At 47.7% G+C, this 20,952-nt stretch carries 23 protein-coding genes and 5 tRNA genes; 16 read left to right on the top strand and 12 right to left on the bottom strand.

Features of this window, described 5'->3' with window-relative positions:
• Positions 1-34: 34 nt before the first annotated feature.
• Positions 35-1,237, top strand: coding sequence for a cysteine desulfurase-like protein (locus tag A1sIIB60_RS04935; protein ID WP_095689341.1), 1,203 nt, complete (start codon positions 35-37; stop codon positions 1,235-1,237).
• A 70-nt stretch (positions 1,238-1,307) separates the two neighbouring features.
• Positions 1,308-2,495, top strand: coding sequence for a hypothetical protein (locus A1sIIB60_RS04930; protein WP_095689340.1), 1,188 nt, complete (start codon positions 1,308-1,310; stop codon positions 2,493-2,495).
• Between the two features lie 147 nt (positions 2,496-2,642).
• On the opposite strand, the gene A1sIIB60_RS04925 is transcribed toward A1sIIB60_RS04930, so the two are convergent.
• Positions 2,643-2,715: transfer RNA gene (locus tag A1sIIB60_RS04925), tRNA-Lys, on the bottom strand.
• 89 nt (positions 2,716-2,804) lie between these two features.
• On the opposite strand from A1sIIB60_RS04925, the gene A1sIIB60_RS04920 reads away from it, so the two are divergent.
• Positions 2,805-3,461: an HNH endonuclease family protein gene (locus tag A1sIIB60_RS04920; protein WP_095689339.1), complete on the top strand. Its 657-nt coding sequence runs from the start codon at positions 2,805-2,807 to the stop codon at positions 3,459-3,461.
• Here A1sIIB60_RS04920 and A1sIIB60_RS04915 read toward each other — a convergent pair.
• From A1sIIB60_RS04915 to A1sIIB60_RS04890, 6 genes are all read right to left on the bottom strand, one after another.
• A complete protein-coding gene (locus A1sIIB60_RS04915) occupies positions 3,458-3,796 on the bottom strand; it encodes a P-II family nitrogen regulator (RefSeq protein WP_095689338.1) in 339 nt (112 codons plus the stop codon). The genes A1sIIB60_RS04920 and A1sIIB60_RS04915 overlap by 4 nt on opposite strands.
• Before the next feature lie 27 nt (positions 3,797-3,823).
• A complete protein-coding gene (locus A1sIIB60_RS04910; protein ID WP_095689337.1) occupies positions 3,824-5,092 on the bottom strand; it encodes an ammonium transporter in 1,269 nt (422 codons plus the stop codon).
• A 66-nt stretch (positions 5,093-5,158) separates the two neighbouring features.
• A complete protein-coding gene (locus A1sIIB60_RS04905; RefSeq protein ID WP_095677551.1) occupies positions 5,159-5,644 on the bottom strand; it encodes an inorganic diphosphatase in 486 nt (161 codons plus the stop codon).
• Between the two features lie 42 nt (positions 5,645-5,686).
• Positions 5,687-5,762, bottom strand: a tRNA-His gene (locus A1sIIB60_RS04900).
• Positions 5,763-5,813: 51 nt separating this feature from the next.
• Complete coding sequence (gene orn / locus A1sIIB60_RS04895; protein WP_095677550.1) at positions 5,814-6,386, bottom strand: oligoribonuclease; 573 nt, start codon at positions 6,384-6,386, stop codon at positions 5,814-5,816.
• 1 nt (position 6,387) lies between these two features.
• Positions 6,388-6,461 (bottom strand) — tRNA-Arg (locus A1sIIB60_RS04890).
• Between the two features lie 51 nt (positions 6,462-6,512).
• Between A1sIIB60_RS04890 and ettA the strand changes: the two genes are divergently transcribed.
• The 4 genes from ettA to A1sIIB60_RS04870 are packed head-to-tail and all read left to right on the top strand — an operon-like array spanning position 6,513 to position 10,238.
• Positions 6,513-8,180, top strand: a complete 1,668-nt coding sequence (gene ettA, locus A1sIIB60_RS04885) for an energy-dependent translational throttle protein EttA (protein ID WP_095689336.1) — start codon at positions 6,513-6,515, stop codon at positions 8,178-8,180.
• Positions 8,180-8,587 (top strand): acyl-CoA thioesterase, encoded by a 408-nt coding sequence (locus A1sIIB60_RS04880; protein ID WP_095671345.1) that lies wholly within the window; start codon positions 8,180-8,182, stop codon positions 8,585-8,587. The genes ettA and A1sIIB60_RS04880 overlap by 1 nt, the downstream gene beginning before the upstream one ends.
• Complete coding sequence (locus tag A1sIIB60_RS04875; RefSeq protein ID WP_223298658.1) at positions 8,587-9,855, top strand: MFS transporter; 1,269 nt, start codon at positions 8,587-8,589, stop codon at positions 9,853-9,855. The genes A1sIIB60_RS04880 and A1sIIB60_RS04875 overlap by 1 nt, the downstream gene beginning before the upstream one ends.
• A complete protein-coding gene (locus A1sIIB60_RS04870; protein WP_095689335.1) occupies positions 9,852-10,238 on the top strand; it encodes a globin in 387 nt (128 codons plus the stop codon). The genes A1sIIB60_RS04875 and A1sIIB60_RS04870 overlap by 4 nt, the downstream gene beginning before the upstream one ends.
• Here the strand turns inward: A1sIIB60_RS04870 and A1sIIB60_RS04865 are convergent.
• Entirely contained in the window at positions 10,210-10,755 is a 546-nt protein-coding gene (locus tag A1sIIB60_RS04865) for a mechanosensitive ion channel family protein (protein WP_095689334.1), read from the bottom strand. The genes A1sIIB60_RS04870 and A1sIIB60_RS04865 overlap by 29 nt on opposite strands.
• 120 nt (positions 10,756-10,875) lie before the next feature.
• Here A1sIIB60_RS04865 and A1sIIB60_RS04860 point away from each other — a divergent pair, with 120 nt between their 5' ends.
• Positions 10,876-11,391 carry an HNH endonuclease gene (locus tag A1sIIB60_RS04860; protein WP_095689333.1) on the top strand — a complete coding sequence of 172 codons (516 nt, stop codon included), beginning with the start codon at positions 10,876-10,878 and terminating at the stop codon, positions 11,389-11,391.
• Positions 11,392-11,410: 19 nt separating this feature from the next.
• Positions 11,411-11,629, top strand: a complete 219-nt coding sequence (locus A1sIIB60_RS04855) for a hypothetical protein (protein WP_223298657.1) — start codon at positions 11,411-11,413, stop codon at positions 11,627-11,629.
• Here the strand turns inward: A1sIIB60_RS04855 and pepN are convergent.
• Positions 11,619-14,162, bottom strand: a complete 2,544-nt coding sequence (gene pepN / locus A1sIIB60_RS04850) for an aminopeptidase N (RefSeq protein ID WP_095689332.1) — start codon at positions 14,160-14,162, stop codon at positions 11,619-11,621. The two genes, A1sIIB60_RS04855 and pepN, sit on opposite strands and share 11 nt — an antisense overlap.
• Before the next feature lie 107 nt (positions 14,163-14,269).
• Between pepN and trmB the strand changes: the two genes are divergently transcribed.
• Positions 14,270-14,887 carry a tRNA (guanosine(46)-N7)-methyltransferase TrmB gene (gene trmB / locus A1sIIB60_RS04845; protein ID WP_223298656.1) on the top strand — a complete coding sequence of 206 codons (618 nt, stop codon included), beginning with the start codon at positions 14,270-14,272 and terminating at the stop codon, positions 14,885-14,887.
• Here the strand turns inward: trmB and A1sIIB60_RS04840 are convergent.
• Both A1sIIB60_RS04840 and A1sIIB60_RS04835 read right to left on the bottom strand, forming a co-directional pair.
• Positions 14,862-15,314, bottom strand: coding sequence for a ribose-5-phosphate isomerase (locus tag A1sIIB60_RS04840; RefSeq protein WP_095689330.1), 453 nt, complete (start codon positions 15,312-15,314; stop codon positions 14,862-14,864). The genes trmB and A1sIIB60_RS04840 overlap by 26 nt on opposite strands.
• 145 nt (positions 15,315-15,459) lie before the next feature.
• Positions 15,460-16,206, bottom strand: coding sequence for a hypothetical protein (locus A1sIIB60_RS04835; RefSeq protein WP_095677543.1), 747 nt, complete (start codon positions 16,204-16,206; stop codon positions 15,460-15,462).
• Between the two features lie 261 nt (positions 16,207-16,467).
• Between A1sIIB60_RS04835 and A1sIIB60_RS04830 the strand changes: the two genes are divergently transcribed.
• Entirely contained in the window at positions 16,468-17,544 is a 1,077-nt protein-coding gene (locus A1sIIB60_RS04830; RefSeq protein ID WP_095689329.1) for a collagen-like protein, read from the top strand.
• 6 nt (positions 17,545-17,550) lie between these two features.
• Here A1sIIB60_RS04830 and A1sIIB60_RS04825 read toward each other — a convergent pair.
• Positions 17,551-17,624: transfer RNA gene (locus A1sIIB60_RS04825), tRNA-Gly, on the bottom strand.
• A gap of 98 nt (positions 17,625-17,722) precedes the next feature.
• On the opposite strand from A1sIIB60_RS04825, the gene A1sIIB60_RS04820 reads away from it, so the two are divergent.
• The 5 genes from A1sIIB60_RS04820 to A1sIIB60_RS04800 all read left to right on the top strand — a co-directional run bounded on the left by A1sIIB60_RS04820 (position 17,723) and on the right by A1sIIB60_RS04800 (position 20,926).
• Positions 17,723-17,798 (top strand) — tRNA-Pro (locus A1sIIB60_RS04820).
• A 45-nt stretch (positions 17,799-17,843) separates the two neighbouring features.
• The gene (tig, locus tag A1sIIB60_RS04815) at positions 17,844-19,142 is read left to right on the top strand and encodes a trigger factor (protein ID WP_095689328.1); all 1,299 of its coding nucleotides are present in this window, start codon (positions 17,844-17,846) and stop codon (positions 19,140-19,142) included.
• A 23-nt stretch (positions 19,143-19,165) separates the two neighbouring features.
• Positions 19,166-19,552: a hypothetical protein gene (locus A1sIIB60_RS04810; protein WP_095689327.1), complete on the top strand. Its 387-nt coding sequence runs from the start codon at positions 19,166-19,168 to the stop codon at positions 19,550-19,552.
• A gap of 160 nt (positions 19,553-19,712) precedes the next feature.
• Positions 19,713-20,300, top strand: a complete 588-nt coding sequence (locus A1sIIB60_RS04805; RefSeq protein WP_095689643.1) for an ATP-dependent Clp protease proteolytic subunit — start codon at positions 19,713-19,715, stop codon at positions 20,298-20,300.
• Positions 20,300-20,926 (top strand): ATP-dependent Clp protease proteolytic subunit, encoded by a 627-nt coding sequence (locus tag A1sIIB60_RS04800; protein WP_095671335.1) that lies wholly within the window; start codon positions 20,300-20,302, stop codon positions 20,924-20,926. The genes A1sIIB60_RS04805 and A1sIIB60_RS04800 overlap by 1 nt, the downstream gene beginning before the upstream one ends.
• Positions 20,927-20,952 lie beyond the last annotated feature (26 nt).

Below are 20,952 nucleotides of genomic sequence, written 5' to 3'. Positions count from 1 at the left end.
AGAAGTTCATGCAACCGCTGTTAGCCTCAACCTTATGAGCTATGACGTCAACAAAGTCCGTGCAAGTTTCCCATCGTTAAATACAGGCCTCGCCTTTTTCTGTGGACCAGGCGGAAGCCAAGTACCTGACGTTGTTGGCAAAACGATCTCCGATGCCATCACTAAGCCGATTTCTAATCGTAATGTGAATACTGAGTCTGAAAAGAACGCGGAAGAAATCGTTCTAAGTTTTCGTGCAGCAGTTGCAGATTTAATCGATGTAGATCCACGTGGCGTTGTCTATGGCCGATCCTGGACTCAGCTGACGTACGATTTTTCACGCACCCTTGCCAAAAATTGGGGGCCAGGAGATGAAGTTGTAGTCACTACTCTCGATCATGATTCCAATGTTCGCCCCTGGGTACAGGCGGCAGAAGCAGTGGGCGCAACCGTACGGTGGGCACAGTTAGATCCAAATACAACAGAGTTGTCAGTAGAAGCCGTCGAATCCGTTTTATCTGCCAGAACAAAACTTGTTGCAGTAACCGGGGCTGGAAACACTATTGGTACTCGCCCCGACTTAAAGGCGATTGGTGCCGCAGTCCACAAAGTTGGTGCACTCTTCTATGTCGATGCAGTTCACCTAACCCCGCACGCACCAATCAGTGCAAAAGAGATTGGCGCCGATTTCATAGGGTTTTCCTTCTACAAGATGTTCGGCCCACACTGCGCAGCACTGGCTGCTGCTCCGGCACTTCTTGAAACTTTGCAGAACGATAAGTTGCTTCCTGCAACTAACATGGTTCCGGAAAGATTTGAATTCGGTACCTTGCCTTATGAATTAATGGCGGGAAGCGTTGCAGCAATTGAATACATTGCAAATCTCGCGCCAGGCGGTGCCACAAGCCGTCGTGACAAGATTGTTAACTCAATGCGTGCGCTTGAAGCCTATGAAGACGAACTCTTGGAATACATGGAAAGTTCACTGAAAGCTCTGCCGGGGATCACTCTCTATGGCAATGCTAAGAAACGCACGCCTACGCTTTACTTCTCATTCAAAGGCTTTGAAAGTGCAGAGATCTATAAAGCGATGGCGAAGAAGGCCGTGACACTTCCGGCATCTAATTTCTATGCCTTGGAAACTTCTCGCAAGCTTGGGCTCGGTGATGCAGGTGCACTTCGTGCCGGATTGGCGCCTTATTCCACGCGCGACGATGTTGATCGTTTAGTGGCTGGATTGAAAGAAATCATTGGGTAAGTAACAAAATCACTTCAAAATCTCCTCAACACCACTAGCCTCGACTAAGAAGGAAATCTAAGATCATCCTATGAAGCGATCCATATCCGCAGTCGTTCTTGCCTTGATCATGGTTCTGGTTCCTGCGATGTCGGCTTCTGGCGCAGTTAAGGCGGGAGCGCCTTGTACCAAACTTAATGCAGCTACAACTGTTTCTGGAATCAAATACAAATGCATCAAGTCCGGCAAAAAACTTATATGGAACAAAGGCGTGAAGTTGTCCACGCCGATGCCAGTCGTAACGCCGACCCCAACTCCAACTCCAACACCTAAAATTGAAATCGTTCCCGCAATGCCAACTTCATTCGAAGATTTAGAAGCGAATTACAAAGGTATTCCTAATTCTGTGTGGGTCGATGCCGAGAGACTCTTTGCTCAACCCTTGAGCACGCCAATTAAGGTGGATGTTGAAAAAGGTGAATCTACAAAAATCCTTTATTCCTACTCAGAAATTGAGTATGGAATTTCTAGAGCTCAACAACTCGGTGGAAACTTCCCCAAACAATCCAAATTCCTAGTGGTTGCGTTTAATTTCACCGACAGGGATTGGGCAAAAACTCGACTCAGCACGATTGCGTCCCCATTCACATTAAATGACACATTTTCAGATCAAGTAGGCGTAGCTTGTAGTTCGCAAGCAGAGTGTGACAATGCTTTTGGAAATATTTCACTTGATTCAGGGTTGATAATTCAGGGTGTGTCTGGATTACCAAACTCTTCAAACACAAATACTGCAATTATACGATCTCACTATGCGCACGAAACTACTCACACAATCCAGAAATCAATCTACAAAAAGTATGGCTTGAAGAGATTTTCGATTCCCTGCTGGTTTTCTGAGGGACAGCCGCAGGTTGTTGGGCAAACTTCTAGCAGCGCAAGTTTAAGTGAATACGTAAAGAACCGTCGCAGTTGGCTTCGTCCGCCACTGCGTGGATTACCTGATTTTTCAGAAGCAAGTATCAACAAATTCTTTGATCTGCAGCATCAGCAGCCATGTGATTCAGCAACACGTCTACATATTTATGACATCGGATTTATAGCTGTTGAGGCACTGACATCGATTGGTGGAATTTCATTTACCTTTGATGTACTGGATAAATATGCGTCAGGAATGACTTTTGATCAAGCCTTTGAAAAGGTCTACGGAATTTCTTGGGCGAACGCTAAGCCAATTCTGGCACGGACTGTTTCAAAGCAGTTCCTAGAAGCGCGTTAATTCGCTAACCAAAATCATCTTCTCCCTATGACTAAAGGAGTCAAGAGATCAAATACTGGATATAAAGGTTTGGCAGATATATCCACTATTCAAGGATTTGAACCACATCCAAGGTTTGGAAATGGAACTCGGATTTACTTACATACGTGGGTTGTGAGGGACTCGAACCCCCGACCCGGTGATTAAGAGTCACCTGCTCTACCAACTGAGCTAACAACCCATTCAAACGGTCGAATGTTTGAATGCAGAGCAGACCCTATCAGGGCAGCGCGGCTTGTCTAACACCTCGGCTGCCACGAAGATGGTGACATGAGTCGCTGGCAGATACGTATTGCGGTGCTATTGGCCGCAGGCGTTTTCATGGGTCAAGTACCAGTTGAGGCTTCGACGAAGACAGCGGAAGCGGTATTGGAAACGTTGGCCGTTAAAGGTAGAGCGCCAAAGACTGGGTATGAGAGATCGCAATTTGGTCCGGCATGGTCTGATGTCGACCGCAATGGGTGCGATACCCGTAACGATATTTTGTATCGAGATTTAACTTCAATTGTTTACAAATCAGGGACTCGAGATTGCGTGGTTATATCTGGAATTTTGCTGGATCCGTATTCGGGGGAGAAGATCTCATTCGAACGCGGCGTTAAATCGAGCATGGATGTTCAGATAGATCACGTTGTGGCGTTGTCGAATGCTTGGCAGACCGGGGCATTTAAATTGAGTTACGACAAGCGACTGGCCTTTGCCAATGACCCGATGAATTTATTGGCGGTAAAGGGGCGGCTGAATTCACAGAAGGGCGATGGCGATGCTGCGACTTGGCTTCCACCGCGCAAAGAGATTCGATGTGCATACGTGTCACAACAGATAGTCGTGAAGGCCAAGTATGGCCTTTGGGTTACACCGCCTGAAAAGGCCGCCATGCAATCCCTGCTTGCTAAATGTCCAGGCTTTAAAGCACCGACAAATTAAAGAGCGTCTGCTCCGCGCTCGCCAGTGCGCACACGAACAACGGTTTCAACTGGGGTAACCCAGATCTTTCCATCACCGATTGATCCAGTGTTAGCAGTGTTTGCAATGATGTCTACAAGGTTTGCGGCGTCAGCATCTTCTGCAAGAAGTTCGATTCGCACCTTTGGAATGAAATCAACTGTGTATTCAGCGCCGCGATAAATTTCGGTGTGGCCCTTTTGACGGCCAAAGCCGCGGGTTTCAGAGACGGTCATGCCGTGAACGCCGGCTGCCTGTAGAGCAACTTTGATGTCATCTACCTTTGCTGGCTTAACGATTGCAGTTATTAACTTCATATTTATCTCGCTTCTCTTGTTTGAACTCTAGTACCGGTTTGAGTTTCCGGTTATGTCATATGCCGATTCGGCGTGATAAGTCGTATCGAGGCCATTTAGCTCGTCGTCGCGGAATGCTCGGAAGCCGATGGTCTTTGAAATCACGGTTGCGATTAACCATGTTGCGCAGAAAGAGAAGGTTGCAACAGCGACAATCGCGATTACCTGAGATTGCAGCAGGTCTGTGCCACCCTTGAAGAAGAGGCCATCCTTGCCCGCAGCGTTAGCGGTAACTGTTGCCGCCAAACCGATAAAGAGCATTCCGATAAGTCCGCCCATGCCGTGAACTCCGACAACATCTAGTGAATCGTCATATCCGAACTTGTATTTGCGAGTTACCGCCCAAGCAGATGCAACACCTGCGATTAGTCCAAGAACTAGTGCGCCCATTGGATTTAAGAAACCACATGCAGGCGTGATTGCTACAGCGCCAGCGATTGCACCAGATGCAACGCCCAAGGTTGTTGCTTTGCCATCACGCTTCTTTTCATAAGCGATCCAGGTCATGGCTGCAGCTGCAGTAGAAATTTGAGTGTTAATCATTGCTGTTGCTGCAAGAGATCCTGCAGATAGTGCGGATCCCGAGTTAAATCCAAACCATCCAAACCAGAGCATTCCTGCACCAAGAAGAACTAACGGCATATTGTGTGGACGCATTGGATCGCGTTTGAAACCATCCCGCTTTCCGAGAACTACTGCGAGTGCAAGAGCTGCAGCACCGGAGTTGATTTCAACAACAGTTCCGCCAGCGAAATCGAGCGCGCCAAGTTTGTCGATGATCCATCCGCCATCACCGCCTTGTGTGGCAAATGCCCAGTGCGCAATTGGAAGATAAACCAGTGTGATCCAGACAGCTACGAAGACAACCCATGAGCCGTATTTTGCGCGATCTGCGATTGCGCCCGAAAGTAGTGCAACGGTGATGATCGCGAAAGTTAATTGGAACATGGCAAAGGCAAGAACAGGAATCTGATGACCTTCAGCCCCAGTTACTTGATCTAAAGTATTTGATAAACCAATGTGATCGAAGTTTCCGATTAATCCACCATTTGATTTACCGAACGCCAACGAATATCCATAAAGCACCCAGATAATCGTTGTCACACCGATTGCGGCAAATGACATCATCATCATATTTAGCGCGCTCTTGGCGCGAACCATGCCGCCATAGAAAACGGCTAAACCAGGTGTCATGAAAAGAACTAAGGCAGCGCTTGCTAGAACCCAAGCGGTATCACCAGTATTTACATCAATCACAGCGCTCTCCGAAATCTGCTCCGCCTAATGTGTGGCGAAGCAATGGAGCAATGCTAAAGGGGAGTCTTAGTGGGTTTCGTTATATCGCTTATATGACGCGAGGATTTCTTCTTCAGCGGCGTCGTGTCCGACCCAATCTCCGCCGTGAACTTCCTTACCTGGCTCGAGCGTCTTGTAAACCTCAAAGAAGTGCTTGATTTCATCGAGTTCGTAAACAGGGACGTCGTCTAGATCATTGAGATTTGATTTACGAATGTCTCCAGCTGCAACGCAGAGCAACTTGTCGTCTCCGCCTTTTTCATCGGTCATGCGGAACATTCCGATAACGCGGCAAGAAACTACGCAGCCAGGAAATGTTGGTTCATCCAACATAATCAAAGCATCGAGTGGATCGCCATCGTTTGAGAGAGTGTTCTTTACAAATCCATAATCGTGCGGAAAGCGTGTTGCGGTAAAGAGCATGCGATCAAGACGAACTTCACCAGTTGTGTGATTGATTTCGTATTTATTGCGCGAGCCAGCAGGGATTTCAACTACAACGTCGAAGATCATAATTACCGCTCTCGTTTAGTGCTTAAGTAGGAAAGAAAAACTTGGGGTGAACGACGGGGCTCGAACCCGCGACATCCCGGACCACAACCGGGTGCTCTACCAGCTGAGCTACGTCCACCATGTGCTGATTGAAAGGCAATAGTACCTGTTATCTGGTCGTACCTGTTATCTAGTTTGACTCGGCTGTCGTAGCGGTCGGGATAAATAAGGTTGAGCGGTAATACGCCAGTTCAGCGATCGAATCTTGGATATCACCCAGCGCGCGATGGTTGCCGGTCTTGGCCGGGGCCGCGAAATAGGTCTTGGGATACCAGCGTCGTGCCAACTCTTTAATCGATGAAACATCGACAGTTCGGTAGTGCAGGTATTCATTAAGGCGGGGCATATCGCGGGCGATGAAATTGCGATCGACGCTAACGGAATTTCCCGCAAGTGGTGATTTACCCGCAACAGTTTCAGTGGATTCGAGATATTTAATTATCGCATCTTCAGCTTGACTTGCAGTTACTCCATTTGGAATTTCAGTGATCAAACCTGAGGTTGTGTGCATTTGGGTTACGTACTCGTTCATGCCCGCCAATTTTTCAGGGGTCGTTGCGATAACGAGATCTACACCTTCACCAATTACATTGAGGTCAGAATCGGTCACTAAGACCGCAATCTCAACCAAGGCATCAGATGCCAAGTCGAGTCCGGTCATTTCGCAATCGATCCAGATCAGGTGGGGCAGAGGTGTAGTCATGTGCGCCTGGCTGGAATCGAACCAGCGACAACTCGCTTAGAAGGCGAGTGCTCTATCCGACTGAGCTACAGGCGCCTGCAGGGTCGATAGTTAATTGTACCGAAACCAACCACTAAGGTTTTCTCTATGGCTGAGTTCATTTACACGATGAAAAAGACGCGCAAAGCGCATGGTGAAAAGGTAATTCTCGACGACGTCACCTTGATGTTCTATCCTGGAGCAAAGATTGGCGTGGTCGGTCCTAACGGCGCTGGTAAGTCAACGGTCTTGCAGATTATGGCTGGCTTGCAGCAACCATCAAATGGTGAGGCATACCTAACTCCTGGTTACACCGTTGGCATCTTGATGCAGGAACCAATTTTAAATGAAGAGAAAAATGTAATTGATAACGTTAAAGAGGGCGTTGCTGAAACCGTTGCAATGCTCGATCGCTTTAATGCAATCAGCGATGAGATGTCACAGCCTGATGCAGATTACGACAAGCTACTTGCCGAAATGGGCGACCTACAAGAAAAGCTAGATCACCGAAATGCTTGGGAGCTAGATTCACAACTTGAGCAGGCGATGGATGCCCTGCGCTGTCCACCACCTGATGCTGATGTGAAGGTTCTATCTGGTGGAGAAAAGCGCCGCGTTGCACTTTGTAAGTTGCTCCTGGAAGCACCAGATCTTTTACTTCTCGATGAACCGACAAACCATCTTGATGCCGAATCTGTTCTGTGGCTCGAACAACATTTAAATAAATATCCTGGCGCAGTCGTTGCGATTACGCACGATCGGTACTTCCTCGACAACGTCGCACAATGGATCCTCGAACTCGATCGTGGTCGCGCTTATCCATATGAAGGTAACTACTCAACTTATCTAGAGACCAAGGCAACGCGTCTGAAAATCGAAGGACAGAAAGATGCCAAGCGCGCTAAGCGTTTAACTGAAGAACTTGAATGGGTTCGCCAGAACGCAAAGGGACGCCAAGTTAAATCAAAGGCGCGTCTTGCTCGTTACGAAGAAATGGCGGCAGAGGCCGACAAGATGCGTAAGTTGGACTTTGATGAAATTCAGATTCCACCTGGACCACGTCTTGGAAATGTTGTTGTTGAGGTAGAAAACTTAGTTAAAGGTTTTGGCGATCGCATCTTGATCGATAACCTTTCATTTACCTTGCCGCGCAACGGAATTGTTGGAGTCATCGGGCCTAACGGTGCCGGAAAGACAACGCTCTTTAAAACTATTCTCGGTCTCGAAAAAGCAGATTCTGGAACTGTAAAAATTGGTGAAACGGTAAAGATCGCCTATGTCGATCAGTCACGCGGTGGTATCGATGGTTCTAAATCACTTTGGGAAGTTGTCTCAGATGGTTTGGACTTTATAAAGGTCGGCCAAGTTGAAATGCCTTCTCGTGCATACGTCTCGGCCTTTGGATTTAAGGGCCCTGATCAGCAGAAGAAGGCCGGCGTGCTCTCAGGTGGAGAACGCAACCGCTTGAACTTGGCGTTGACTTTAAAGCTCGGTGGAAACCTATTACTTCTCGATGAGCCAACAAACGATCTTGATGTGGAAACTCTTGGTTCACTTGAAAATGCGCTCCTTGAATTTCCGGGTTGCGCAGTGGTTATCTCTCACGATCGTTGGTTCCTTGACCGTGTAGCAACACATATCTTGGCTTACGAGGGCGATTCGAATTGGTTCTGGTTTGAAGGAAACTTCGAGTCCTACGAAGAAAATAAGATCTCTCGCCTTGGTGCAGATGCAGCGCGTCCACATCGTGCGACCTACCGAAAGCTAACCCGTTAATGAAGTACATCAATAAGCAATTTGTTCGTTGGGATGACCTTGATGCCATGGGGCATGTCAATAACGCTAAGTATTTAACCTTTGCTCAAGAGGCGCGCTTTATCTGGTCAACTGAAGAATTCGCAGCAGCCATGCGAGAGTCCTCTTTAATCGAGATGGTTGTTGCACGCGCTGAAGTTGATTTCGTTGAACCGATATACGAAGGCGGTCGCTTTGTTGATGTAGAGATAACTGTTGAGAAAATCGGAAACACCTCGTTTGTTCTTCTCTACACAATCTCTGACGGCGGCAAAGTCTTTGCAAAGATCAAAACTGTGCAAGTTGCTGTTTCTATGGAGACCAAGAAGTCTCGCCCGCTAACCGATGCGGAGCGAGAATTCCTCTCGCGCTACCAAGAGAGTAATTAGTGGTTCCAGTTTCGCGCCGTATTCACCCAGGCTGGATAGCCGTTGCAGTCACCTTTGCAACGCTCATGGCAACGGCAGGGTTTAGATCAGCGCCATCAGTCCTGATCGTTCCGCTTGAAGACGCCTTTGGTTGGTCTCGTTCAGATATTTCTTTAGCGGTTGCGATAAACGTTCTTCTCTTTGGGCTGATGTCACCCTTTGCAGCAGCGCTTATGGAAAAGTTTGGAATACGACGAGTCGTAATGTCGGCGCTAACAACTATTTCAATTGGCGCCTTTCTTACTATTTTTATTCAAGCGCCATGGCAACTAATTGCTACCTGGGGAGTCATTGTCGGAATCGGCACTGGTTCAATGGCTTTGGTATTTGCCGCAACGGTTGCAAATCGTTGGTTCGTTGCTAAACGTGGATTAGTAACCGGAGTCCTTACCGCTGCATCTGCAACCGGCCAGTTAATTTTCTTACCCGGACTGTCACATCTTGCTAATACTTATGGCTGGAAGAGCGTCTCAATAACCGTCTCGTCATTTGCAATCTTGGTTGTTCCCTTTATATTTTTCTTCTTGCGCGAAAGCCCCGCTGAAGTTGGTCTCCTTCCATACGGGGCCAATTCGGATTGGCAACCACCTGCAAAGAGTGAGTTAAGTGCTGGCGCACTAGCTATCGATACTTTGAAGCAGAGCGCTAAAAAGAAGGATTTCTGGTATTTGTACGGGTCATTCTTTGTCTGTGGACTTTCAACTAGCGGTCTGATTGGCACGCACTTTATTCCTGCGGCGCACGATCACGGTATGCCAACAACGCTTGCTGCTTCGCTTCTTGCAATGGTTGGAATCTTTGATGTTATTGGAACTGTTTTCAGTGGCTGGCTAACTGATCGTTACGACCCAAGAAAGCTGCTCTTCTTCTATTTCGGAACAAGAGGGCTTTCTCTATTCCTATTGCCTTCAATTTTATTCTCCGACATTCATGCATCCACCTTGGTCTTTGTTATCTTCTACGGACTTGATTGGGTTGCAACGGTTCCACCAACAATCATGCTCTGCCGCGCAATTCTTGGACCAGAAAGAGCCAGCATCGTTTACGGTTGGGTTTTCACAGGCCATCAAATTGGTGGAGCAATTGCCGCATTCGGCGCCGCCATCTTGCGCGTTCAACTTGGAGATTATGCAGTTGCCTTCTACATAAGCGGTGCAATGTGCATCATTACCGCTTACTTTGTATTACAGATCGCGCGCAATGTTGACGAAAAGGTCTTGCGAACATGACTACGTTTTACGAAGAAGTTGGGGGAGAGCCTTTCTTCAACGACTTCGTTTCGCAATTTTACGCGCGAGTCGCAACAGATCCAATATTGCGCCCGATGTATCCCGAGAAAGATATGCATGGTGCAGCACTTCGCCTAAAGATGTTCCTTGAACAATATTGGGGCGGTCCAACTACTTACTCTGATGAACGTGGACACCCACGCCTTCGTATGCGCCATGCAGGATTTCACATCGATTTAGCAGCGCGCGATGCTTGGCTTGATTGTGCGATGGGCGCACTCGAAGGTATGGAGATGTCAGAGCTTCACCGCGTGCAGCTGCGCGAATATCTAGAGATGGCCGCGCATGGCATGGTTAATGCTTCTGAGACGCATTCCCAATAACTAATATTTCGCCATTTCGTACATACCAAAGCACGCCTTTTTTATCGCGAATCGTTGTTATGCGCAGACCAACTTTTTCAACAACGCCTTCAATCTCCAAAGTTGTGATCTGATCTCCAACACCATATTGATCTTCGATCAACATAAAGATTCCTGACAAGATATCGCGCACCAAAGTTTGCGCACCAAGACCAATAGCAACGCCGATCACGCCTGCTGATGCAATTACCGGACCTAAGTTAAATCCGAATTCGCCCAGGATCATTGCGATCGCAATAATCCAAACTGCCGCCTTCAATATCGAAGTGAGTACTGAACCGGTTGTTCGGGCGCGCTCAGATTGGCGCTTTGCAAAACCTGGACCTGGCTTTAGATCAGCCGTTGCAAGTTTGCTAACTGCTCGTTCAATCGCGCGCCGGCCAATGCTCTGGGCGATCCAAGCCGCCACCAGGACGCTAAATACGCGAAGCGGGGCGCCGCTTAGCCATTCCAAGATATTGCGGGTCTGCTCGCTCATAACGCAAACTCTAACTAATTCTTTACCTAAAATTGACCTACAAATACCCCGATCCGCGCAAAATTAGTGCAAGATAAACCAATCGGCGCGAGCCACGCGCCTGAATTAACTGGGGTAGCTATGTCTCGTTCACTAGTTCTAAACGCCACCTATGAACCACTAGGTGTTGTAACAGAACGCCGTGCGCTGCTCTTAGTTCTCAACTCTCGCGCAACAATGGTTGAAGCATCCGGCAGTATCTTGCACTTCTCGCAGGGTCAGATCGAACTCCCATCAGTTATTCGTTTAAATAAATTTGTGAAGATTCCTTATCGCCATGCGGTTCCACTTTCACGGCGTGCAATATTTGCCCGCGATGGTGGCCGCTGCGTTTACTGCAGCGCACCTGCGACATCGATCGATCACGTGATTCCACGTTCTCGTGGCGGTGGCCATAACTGGGAAAATGTTGTCTCTGCTTGCCATAAGTGCAACCACTTAAAGGCCGATAAGCCGCTTAAAGAATTAGGTTGGAGACTTCGCTCACTTCCACGCGAACCAGTTGGCGCCGCTTGGAGAATTCTCGGCACAGGCCGCACAGATACGCGTTGGCTTCCATATCTTGCGCCATTTGGCGTGGCAGCGGCTACCGCTTAATTCACTTAGACTTACACCCATGATGATTCGTCTTACATCCGCAATCAATTTCTTGGCGCTAGATAACCAAGAAGATGGCACCGTAGCCGGCGAAGGCTTAAGCGCAGTCGAAACTTTCGCTTACTTTTTCGCAGCGCCAACAGCGCTCTTTCTTTTGATCGCAGTTATAACTTACGCACTAACTGGCGATCGCAAGAAGTCAAAGAATTCAGCTTCAGCAATAACCTCTATCGAGTAGCGTCAACAGCGCGCGCTTTAAGCGCACGAGTCATTGCATCGCGACCTTCGGTCACTGAACGACGCAGAGCATGTGATGCATCTTTGCCCGTGACATCTAGCCAGTGCTGAGCCTTTGTGACAGTTCCTTCACTAATTGCCCAAGTTGGGAAAGTCAACGTTGCAGTCGTCTCGGCGATCTCAAAGCCCTTGGTCTCCCAGACTTTCAAGATGGCATCAAAGTAATCATCAACAAATGCTTCAAGAAGATCGCAATGGATATTCTCGTTAAAGCCACGGCACTTATAAGAGTGGATCGTGTTGCTTAAATCATCGGTTGTGATTGATTTAAATGCGGCAACCTTTGCCTCGCGAGTTGGAATCGCGGCATGAGCGTAGGCAACATATTGCTTACCGTGAGCAGTCTTATCGCGATCACCTTCTGCTGCGATTTCGGCTGGACCAAATACTCCACGCTTTACTCCACAGATAAAGATGTACCAACGAAGTTCGGCATCAACAGTTAAACCGTTAACCGCACCTTCTAGCATCGCCTTTAAGCGATCGAATTGAGCAGGTGTAACGGCGTTGTTTGCGAATGCACGCGCATATTGAAGTTGGTGATCACTTCCTGGCTTTGCGCCATCAAGTAAAGATTCGGCTGCATTTGCAACAGCAAGGCGAATTGCTTCGCGGTTCTTTGGCGCAACGTATGCCCAGATAGCGGTATCAATCTGCATAAATGTTGCAGTGATCATCGAGATATCTGATTCACCCTTCAGCGCGTTAAGTGCAATGGTGATGTAATCACTTGCAGGAAGTTCGCCATCTCGAGTTGAATCCCAAAGTGATGCCCAGATAAGTCCGCGAGCTAGTGAGTCATCTAGCTGGCCAAGATACTTCTTCATGGTCTCAACAGAACGCTCGTCAAAGCGAAGCTTGGCGTAGGTCTGATCGTGGTCGTTAATGAGCAATAGATCTGCCGCTTTCTTGCCGGCAAGTTCTTTGATTTCAGTTAGTTCGTCTGCGATATCTACCTCAATGCTTTCGCGGCGCACAAGTGCATCGCCCTTTACATCAAAGAGACCAACATATAAACGGTGTGGGCGAAGTTCCTTCGAGCCAAGAGGTAGCGGAGGAACTTCTTGCTTCACTGAAACAGATGCGTATTTATCGCCATCTAGGTTGATTACTGGGCGAAGGGTGTTTACACCAGCGGTGCGCAGCCAGGTATTAACCCAAGCAGTTAAATCTTTTCCGCAAGCAGCTTCGAGTTCAGTAATCAAATCACTTAACTCAGTGTTCTTGTAAGCATGCTTTGCGAAGTACTTACGCAAGCCAGCGATGAAGTGATCGCGACCAACGTGTGCCACAAGTTGCTGCAGAACTGAAGCGCCCTTGGCATATGAAATACCGTCAAAGTTGGTGCGCACTGCATCGAGATCTTCCATCTCAACTGCGATTGGGTGGGTAGAAGTCATTTGATCTACGCGGTATGCCCAGTTCTTGCGGACCGAGTTAAATTCTGTCCAAGCGTGCTTGTACTGAGTTGATTCGCTAACTGACATGTATGAAGCCCATTCGGCGAAGGATTCGTTAAGCCACAAATCTTGCCACCACTTCATGGTGACCAAGTCACCAAACCACATATGCGCCATCTCGTGATGGATCGTTGTAGCGCGGCTGATGTAGCTGCGTTCTGTGACCTTACTGCGAAAGATCAAAACATCTTCGTGGAAAGTTACGCAGCCGACGTTCTCCATCGCGCCCCAGTTGTATTCGGCAACGGCGATCTGGTCGTACTTACCGAAGGGGTAAGCCAGGCCAAAAGTCTTCTCAAAGTAGGCAAAGCCTTGCTTGGTAACTTCGAAGATGTTTTCAGCATCAACGTGCTGGAAGAAAGATTTGCGGGCGTAGATACCAAGCGGAATTGTCTTCTCGCCCTTGTATTCGTCATGAACAGATTTATAGGCACCAGCAACAATTGCTGTGACGTATGTTGAAATAACCTGTGAGGTAGCAAATTGAATGTGCTTACGATCGCGATCAACGTCCTTAGTCGATTCGATACCGTAGTTCGAGATTACTTCCCAATGCTTTGGGGTAATTGTGCTGATAGTAAATGTCGCCTTTTGATCAGGTTGATCAAAGCAGGCATACATGCGACGCGCATCGCCGGTTTCGAACTGGGTGTAGAGATAGACCTCATTATCAGCAGGATCTACGAAACGGTGTAAACCTTCGCCGGAGTTTGAGTAGATACCTTCATGTTCAATCTCTAGGACGTTCTCTGCAGCTAACGCGGGCAAGAAGACGGTTTCGCCATCGAACTTTGGATCGAAGTCGGCGCCATTTAGCTTTGCACTAATTACGCGCTTACCAACGCAGTCGATAAAGGTTGTCGCACCAGGTTTTAGCCCGGCGAAGTTAACGGTTGTCTTGACTAAGAAAGTCTCTGCACCAGTTGTTAGATCAAGATCGATTTTGTAACTCGAAACCTTGATAACTTCAGAACGTTGGGCTGCTTCAATCTGCGTGATATTTGTGCCTGACACGTAAAACTCCTTTAGATGCTTAACGGACCGTTTTGCTCTCGTAAGTCTAATCATGAAAGAGTTGTGCTGTGGAACCAGTTACCAATAGAAGTTATCGCTTACGCGGCGTGAGGATCACCCCTGCCCAGCAAATAGCGCGCGATACTTTGTGGGCCAAATTTGGTATCGAATTCCAAGAGTCTTTATTGGATCTATCTACCTCTTTCGCAAAAGCTCGACCCGTAGTAATGGAAATTGGTTACGGCATGGGGGAGGCCACATGGCAGATAGCCAAAGCAAATCCAGATGTTAATTACTTGGGCGTTGAAGTGCATATGCCAGGTGTTGGAAAGCTAATGGCGAAGTTAAATGAATATGAATTAACAAATGTGAAGTTAATCGAACGCGATGTCTTTGAAGTTTTTCACTTCATGATCTCTGATGGCGCACTAGATGGAGTTCATCTCTACTTCCCAGATCCTTGGCCGAAGAAACGCCACTTTAAACGCCGCATTGTTAATCACCGCTTTATCAGCGAAGTCGCTCAAAAGTTAAAGCCAGGTGGATACCTACATATCGCAACCGACTGGGTTCCATATGCCGAATGGATTACCGAACAATTCAACGAGTCAACGCTATTTACTGGTGGAGTAATTGATAGACCAGAGTCTCGTCCCCTAACGCGCTTTGAAGGACAAGGTTTAACGAAAGATCACAGAGTTACTGATTTTCTCTTTCGAACTTAGCGATCTTATCTATCCGGCGGATATGGCGTTCGTCGTTGCTAAATGGTGTGGCGATAAAGGCATCGATTATCGCTTTGCACTCTTCAATTGAATGCATGCGGCCACCTACAGAAACAACATTGGCGTTGTTATGTTCTTTCCCTAATTTCGCAGTTTCAATATTCCATGCCAGCACCGCACGGACGCCTTTAACTTTATTTGCCGAGATTTGTTCTCCATTGCCAGATCCGCCTATGACAATGCCAAGAGATGTTGCATCTTTCGCAACTGCTTGAGCAGCCGGGATGCAGAAATCTGGATAGTCATCTAAAGCATCATATTCGTAAGGCCCGTGGTCGGTAACGTCGTGCCCGTTATTTACTAAGTGAGCAAGGAGTTCATTCTTTAACTCAAGACCTGCATGATCACTACCGATATGTAAACGCATATGCGAAGTCTCTCACGCAGCCAATTAATTAGGGATAACCAACTCTTTAGGGCATCAAAAAACCCGCCGCGAAGGAGAATTCGCGACGGGTTTTTCTTACCCTAGGAGGAGTTATGAAGTTGTTACTCCAGAGCCTTTTTACTTGTTAAGCAGTAGCTGCTGGTGAAGCAGTTGGTGTTGGAATAGTCGGAGCGGCCCCCATGCCGCCCTTTCCTGGTCCACCGTGTCCGCGACCACCGTGTCCGCGTCCGCCCTTTTCACCCTTTGCACCCTTGCCACCTTTACCGCCAAATGCACCCTTGCCACCAACGCGATCAACTTCTGCAGTCACGTGAGTAGTTAGGTCAGCCTTGAGAGTTGTTGCTTGTGCAGCAGTCAACTTTCCAGCAGTTACAGCGGCATCAATGCGCTTAGTGTGATCAGCAACTAAAACTGAAATTAATTCGGCCTTCTTTGCACCAGCGATAGCGCCAAGAGATTCACCTGCTGCTAAACGAGTACGAATAGTTGCTGAGTCAACTCCAATTGTCTTTGAAATCAACGCTTCAGTTGCTGCGCGCTCTGCATCCATTGCTGCATGGTCGGCAACGCGTGATGCAGCCTTTGCCGCTTGCGCAGCTGTTGCAGCTGCAGTAATTGCATCTGCTTGAGCCTGGGTAATTGTTCCCTTTGCAACAAGAGCAGAAAGTGTTGCTGCTAGATCTGCAGCATGTCCACCGCCGCGAGTTAATCCGTTTACTGACATCGGATTTGCAACTCCTGTTGAAGAAGTACGAGTTACCTTTGTTGAAACTGATTTAACTTTTGATGACGCTTGACCGACTCCAACGCTAGCTACTGTAAGTGCAACCGTTGTTATCGCGATTGCGATTACGTTTTTCTTTGACGACATTTGCATGTCTTCCTTTCATCCCGTTGAGCATTGTGTCGAAACCCTCGTTGTCGACTACCCGTAGATAACTACCTGATGCTCAGAAAAGTACCCCTAGATCCTGTGAGACCCGTGCGAATATTTGGCCATCTGCCCACGCTCACAAACGGGGTTTCACCTATTGGCTCTAAGGAAAAACTCAGGGAAAGCCCTCTTCGCGCCCCTTGGAAGCGCATTCACACTTTTCAATAACCAATTCGTCGAAGTGGGCCCGGAGGTTCCATGAATCGCAAACGGATGTCTGTAGTTTTCACACTTTCAATTGCAGTTACAACAACAATGGCGGTTCTATCGGCGCCATTAACTAGCGCCGCAACTAAGCCAAAAGCCGCTGGCAGAACTTCAACAACGATTCCAAATACGATATTAAATGGCAAAGGTGCGCCACTATCAAAGATCGGTATTGATGGTGATTTCTATATAGACACACGAAGCCTTTTGATTTATGGTCCAAAGAAAAGTGGAAAGTGGCCGCTACCGCAGAATTTGCAAGGCCCAGTTGGGGCAAATGGGGTTGATGGAAAAAATGGAAGTGAAGGAAAGACAATTGCAACCGCATCAAATGTTGCGGGCCCTATAGGTGCGCAAGGTTTACAAGGGGAGAAAGGCGAAAAGGGAGAGAAGGGTGAAGCAGGTTCACCAGGTTCAAGCGGTTCTGCAGGACCAGCTGGTGCAACAGGTGCAACAGGACCGCAAGGTCCATCTGGTGGTGGAGGTGGAGGATCACCCGGACCTACTGGTGCAACTGGTGCGACTGGTGCAACCGGTTCCGCAGGCGCAACAGGTCTTACAGGTGCGAAAGGCGAGACAGGAACAGCGGGAGCAGATGGCGCAATTGGAGCAGTGGGTTTGAAAGGTGAAACGGGAACTGCCGGCGCAACAGGGCCATCTAATGTTTACGTTAACTCCATACCGACATGGACGTTAAGTACAGCCACTAAAAGAACGTTTTCGGTTAGCGCGGTAACTCCGAAATTCATTGCAGGAAAATCCTACGTCTACACAATCTATATTTACGGAGTCAGCGATGCGAATGCAGCGGCATTCTCTCTTGAGGTTCTGCATGAAGATAACTCGGCAGCGAATTTCAACTACTCAGTTGGATTTTCCAATGGGCTGGAACTTGATCCGAAGATGTATAGATATTTCTTCACCATTACGGGAACATTCACGCCCGTATCTGCTGATTCAGGAATAGCTATAAAGATAATTGACGATATGGGAGTAACGTCGACTCGGCCGATGTCCTTAAGCGGTCGAATGTATTCAACCTTGGTTGGCTCTATAGGGGCCTTATAAAAACTATGGAGCGGGTGACCGGGATCGAACCGGCATGGCCAGCTTGGAAGGCTGGGGCTCTACCATTGAGCTACACCCGCAATAGGTGCTAAAACCTGCGAAGGTTTCGTGTGAGGGCTAAGCCTACTGCCTCGGTAACCGAGAGTAAAAAATTACTCTAGACTCACCTCTTGCGCCTCGGGGCGTAGCGTAGTGGCTAGCGCGCCTGCTTTGGGAGCAGGAGATCGGGAGTTCGAATCTCCCCGCCCCGACCAGAATTTTTTGGTTTTTCTTTGTATCTCTAATTCAAGGAGCACTTTGTGAAGAGCACGGTCGAAACACTTTCCTCAACTCGCGTCCGTCTCGATATCGAAGTTCCTTACGCAGATCTCACCGAATACGTAACTGATGCTTACAAATCTGTCGCATCAAAGGTGAACATCCCAGGTTTCCGTAAAGGCAAAGTCCCAGCCGCAATGATCGATCAACGCGTAGGTCGCGGATCAGTAATCGATGAAGCGATCAATAACGCACTTCCACAGTTTTACGGAATGGCAGCTCGTGAACATGAAGTTCTAGTCGTTGGCCGCCCAGAAGTAGATATCAAGGAATACGTCGACAACGAGAAGCTGGTCTTCTCAGTTGAAGTAGATGTCCGTCCAGAAGTAACTCTTCCTGACTTTTCAAAGATCACAATCGAAGTTGATGATCTCGCCGTCACAGATAAAGATATAGATGAGCAAGTTGACGAGCTCCGCGCTCGCTTCGGAACTCTCATGACCGTTGAACGCGAAACAAAAGATGGCGACTTCGTAACTGTTGATTTAACCGCGAAGATCGATGGCGCAGAAGTTGATGGCGGCAAGGCAAATGACATTTCATACGAAGTCGGGTCAAATCGCATGATCGATGGCTTAGATGCTGCACTTCTTGGCATGAAGGCCGGAGACGTTAAGAACTTTGAAACACAGCTCGTAGGTCAGAAAGATGACGAAAAGGGCGATGTTGAAATTAAGTTAAAGGCAGTTAAAGAGCGCGAACTCCCACCAGTTGATGATGCCTTTGCAAAATTAGCGTCAGAGTTCGACACCATTGCAGAATTGAAGGCTGATTTTGCTGAGCGTTTGAAGCGCGTTAAGGCGATGGAACAAGGCGCACAAGCACGCGACTTGCTACTTAAGAAAATGATCGATGATCTTGATATTCCAGTTCCAGAAAAGTTAGTTACTGATGAAGTCAATGAACACCTCGAAGGCGAAGGCCGACTAGAAGATGCTGAACACCGCGCTGAAGTAGATGGCCAGGTTCGCACATCAATCAAATCTGATTTCTTGCTCGATGCAATTGTTAAGGCAGAGGAAGTTCAAGTGAACGAAATCGAGTTAACTGAATATCTCATCCGTACATCACAGCGTTACGGAATGCCTCCAGAGCAATTCGCAAAGCAACTTCAGGATGCTGGTCAGATTTCACAACTAGTTGCTGAGGTATCTCGCACGAAGGCCTTGGCTGGAGTTCTTGGTCGCGTAAACGTTGTCGACAAATCAGGCAAGAAGGTTGATCTCGAGGCGCTTCGCCCACAGACACCACCCGCGGCACCTATTGATTCAGAGGAATAACCACCGCTAAAGTCGACGGTCTTATGCGTCAACTTAAGTTCTTTGTAACGCTATTTGTTCTGCTTTTCTCATCTCTCTACACGGTTGCGATTTCATCAGCGGATGAGTCAGAGACAGCTACTGTCGAAGAGATTGCACCACAGGCAAGAGTTATTCCTCCGGTCATGGTCAACCCGCTTAAGGCGAAGACGATCAAAGTAAAAAATGGGCGAGTAGTTGTATTTAGAGTTGAAAATCCAGAGATCTGGCGAGGCAAAGTCATTAACTCATCAATTGCCAAATTTGTTCCAGGCGGCCCGCAATCAACCTATGAAACCAATCCATCGCTGACTATTCTGAAAAAAGGTAAAACTTCGGTATCGCTGACCGATGGCAAGAAGACCTACCTGCTCAAGCTGACCGTTTCGTAACCAATCTCCTCTGCCCTGAGCGAACAAGGGGAGATTTGCACCCTTTTTGCGATATTTGGGAAGCATTTCGCCTCAGGCATTGTTAAGGTCTCTACATATAAAAGTTGTTATCAATCAGGAGGATTACGTGGATTATCAAGACCCACAATTGACTGGATCAATGTCTCGGGCAGCAACCGGCAATGCGCTAGATGAAAACATCTACAACCGCTTGCTCCGTGAGCGCATAATCTTCCTTGCCGGTGAATTCCGCGACGAGATGGCCAATGCAATCTGCGCACAGATGCTTTTGCTAGCCGCTGAAGATTCCGATAAAGATATCTACCTTTACATCAACTCACCTGGTGGTTCTGTAACAGCAGGTATGGCGATCTACGACACCATGCATTACATCAAGAACGATGTAGCAACAGTTGCAATGGGAATGGCTGCATCAATGGGTCAATTCATTCTGACTGCAGGTGCTCCTGGAAAACGCTTTGCAACCCCAAATGCGCGTATCTTGATGCACCAGCCACTGGGTGGCATCGGCGGTACGGCAACAGATATTCGTATTCAGGCAGAACAAATGGCAATTACCAAGCAGACAATGTCTGAGCTAAATGCCAAGCACACTGGTCAGCCTCTAGAAAAGATCATCGCTGATTCAGATCGCGATAACTGGTTCAACGCCAAGGATGCGCTCGCATATGGCTTTATCGATCACATCGCTACAAATGATGGACAAGTTGCGGGAGGCAAAAAGTAATGAAACATATCCAAGAAATTACCAACCGCTACGTTCTTCCAACAATTGAAGAAAAGACTGCTTATGGTTACAAGCGCCTTGATCCTTATACAAAGTTATTCGAAGAGCGCATCATCTTCTTGGGTCAACCAATTGATGACACCGTTGCAAACGATGTAATGGCTCAGTTGCTAACTCTTGAATCAATGGATCCCGATCGCGATATCTCGATCTACATCAACTCACCTGGTGGATCATTTACAGCTCTCACCGCTATTTATGACACTATGCAATTTGTTCGCCCAGACATCACAACAATTTGTCTTGGACAAGCAGCATCTGCTGCAGCGATCATCCTTGCTGGTGGAACTAAAGGAAAGCGCTACGGACTAGAACATTCACGAATCCTTATCCACCAACCTTCATCTGAGGGTGGGGGACAGGCTTCAGATATCGAAATCCAAGCGCGCGAGATCATGCGTATGCGTGGGCTGCTCGAAACTATGCTTGCAAAGCATTCAAATAAGAGTATTGAAGAAATCGAGAAAGATATCGAGCGCGACAAGATTCTTACTGCAGCAGAAGCAGTTGAATACGGAATTATCGATAGGGTTATGTCTTCACGTAAGGCGAAGCCTTCCGCATAATTCTTAATTAATTCTCTCAATAAAGG

The sequence above is a fragment of the Candidatus Planktophila lacus genome, assembly GCF_002288385.1.
Taxonomy (GTDB): Bacteria; Actinomycetota; Actinomycetes; order Nanopelagicales; family Nanopelagicaceae; genus Planktophila; species Planktophila lacus_D.
Note: the sequence above shows the minus strand (reverse complement) of the source record. Positions and strands in the feature narration are given on the sequence as shown.

Bases quoted from the DNA above. Each gene is read 5' to 3' on its own strand.
- A1sIIB60_RS04935 (WP_095689341.1), top strand. From the start codon at position 35: ATGAGCTATGACGTCAACAAAGTCCGTGCAAGTTTCCCATCGTTAAAT.
- A1sIIB60_RS04930 (WP_095689340.1), top strand. From the start codon at position 1,308: ATGAAGCGATCCATATCCGCAGTCGTTCTTGCCTTGATCATGGTTCTG.
- A1sIIB60_RS04920 (WP_095689339.1), top strand. From the start codon at position 2,805: ATGAGTCGCTGGCAGATACGTATTGCGGTGCTATTGGCCGCAGGCGTT.
- A1sIIB60_RS04915 (WP_095689338.1), bottom strand. From the start codon at position 3,796: ATGAAGTTAATAACTGCAATCGTTAAGCCAGCAAAGGTAGATGACATC.
- A1sIIB60_RS04905 (WP_095677551.1), bottom strand. From the start codon at position 5,644: ATGATCTTCGACGTTGTAGTTGAAATCCCTGCTGGCTCGCGCAATAAA.
- orn (WP_095677550.1), bottom strand. From the start codon at position 6,386: ATGACTACACCTCTGCCCCACCTGATCTGGATCGATTGCGAAATGACC.
- ettA (WP_095689336.1), top strand. From the start codon at position 6,513: ATGGCTGAGTTCATTTACACGATGAAAAAGACGCGCAAAGCGCATGGT.
- A1sIIB60_RS04880 (WP_095671345.1), top strand. From the start codon at position 8,180: ATGAAGTACATCAATAAGCAATTTGTTCGTTGGGATGACCTTGATGCC.
- A1sIIB60_RS04870 (WP_095689335.1), top strand. From the start codon at position 9,852: ATGACTACGTTTTACGAAGAAGTTGGGGGAGAGCCTTTCTTCAACGAC.
- A1sIIB60_RS04865 (WP_095689334.1), bottom strand. From the start codon at position 10,755: ATGAGCGAGCAGACCCGCAATATCTTGGAATGGCTAAGCGGCGCCCCG.
- A1sIIB60_RS04860 (WP_095689333.1), top strand. From the start codon at position 10,876: ATGTCTCGTTCACTAGTTCTAAACGCCACCTATGAACCACTAGGTGTT.
- A1sIIB60_RS04855 (WP_223298657.1), top strand. From the start codon at position 11,411: ATGATGATTCGTCTTACATCCGCAATCAATTTCTTGGCGCTAGATAAC.
- A1sIIB60_RS04840 (WP_095689330.1), bottom strand. From the start codon at position 15,314: ATGCGTTTACATATCGGTAGTGATCATGCAGGTCTTGAGTTAAAGAAT.
- A1sIIB60_RS04835 (WP_095677543.1), bottom strand. From the start codon at position 16,206: ATGTCGTCAAAGAAAAACGTAATCGCAATCGCGATAACAACGGTTGCA.
- A1sIIB60_RS04830 (WP_095689329.1), top strand. From the start codon at position 16,468: ATGAATCGCAAACGGATGTCTGTAGTTTTCACACTTTCAATTGCAGTT.
- A1sIIB60_RS04810 (WP_095689327.1), top strand. From the start codon at position 19,166: ATGCGTCAACTTAAGTTCTTTGTAACGCTATTTGTTCTGCTTTTCTCA.
- A1sIIB60_RS04805 (WP_095689643.1), top strand. From the start codon at position 19,713: ATGTCTCGGGCAGCAACCGGCAATGCGCTAGATGAAAACATCTACAAC.
- A1sIIB60_RS04800 (WP_095671335.1), top strand. From the start codon at position 20,300: ATGAAACATATCCAAGAAATTACCAACCGCTACGTTCTTCCAACAATT.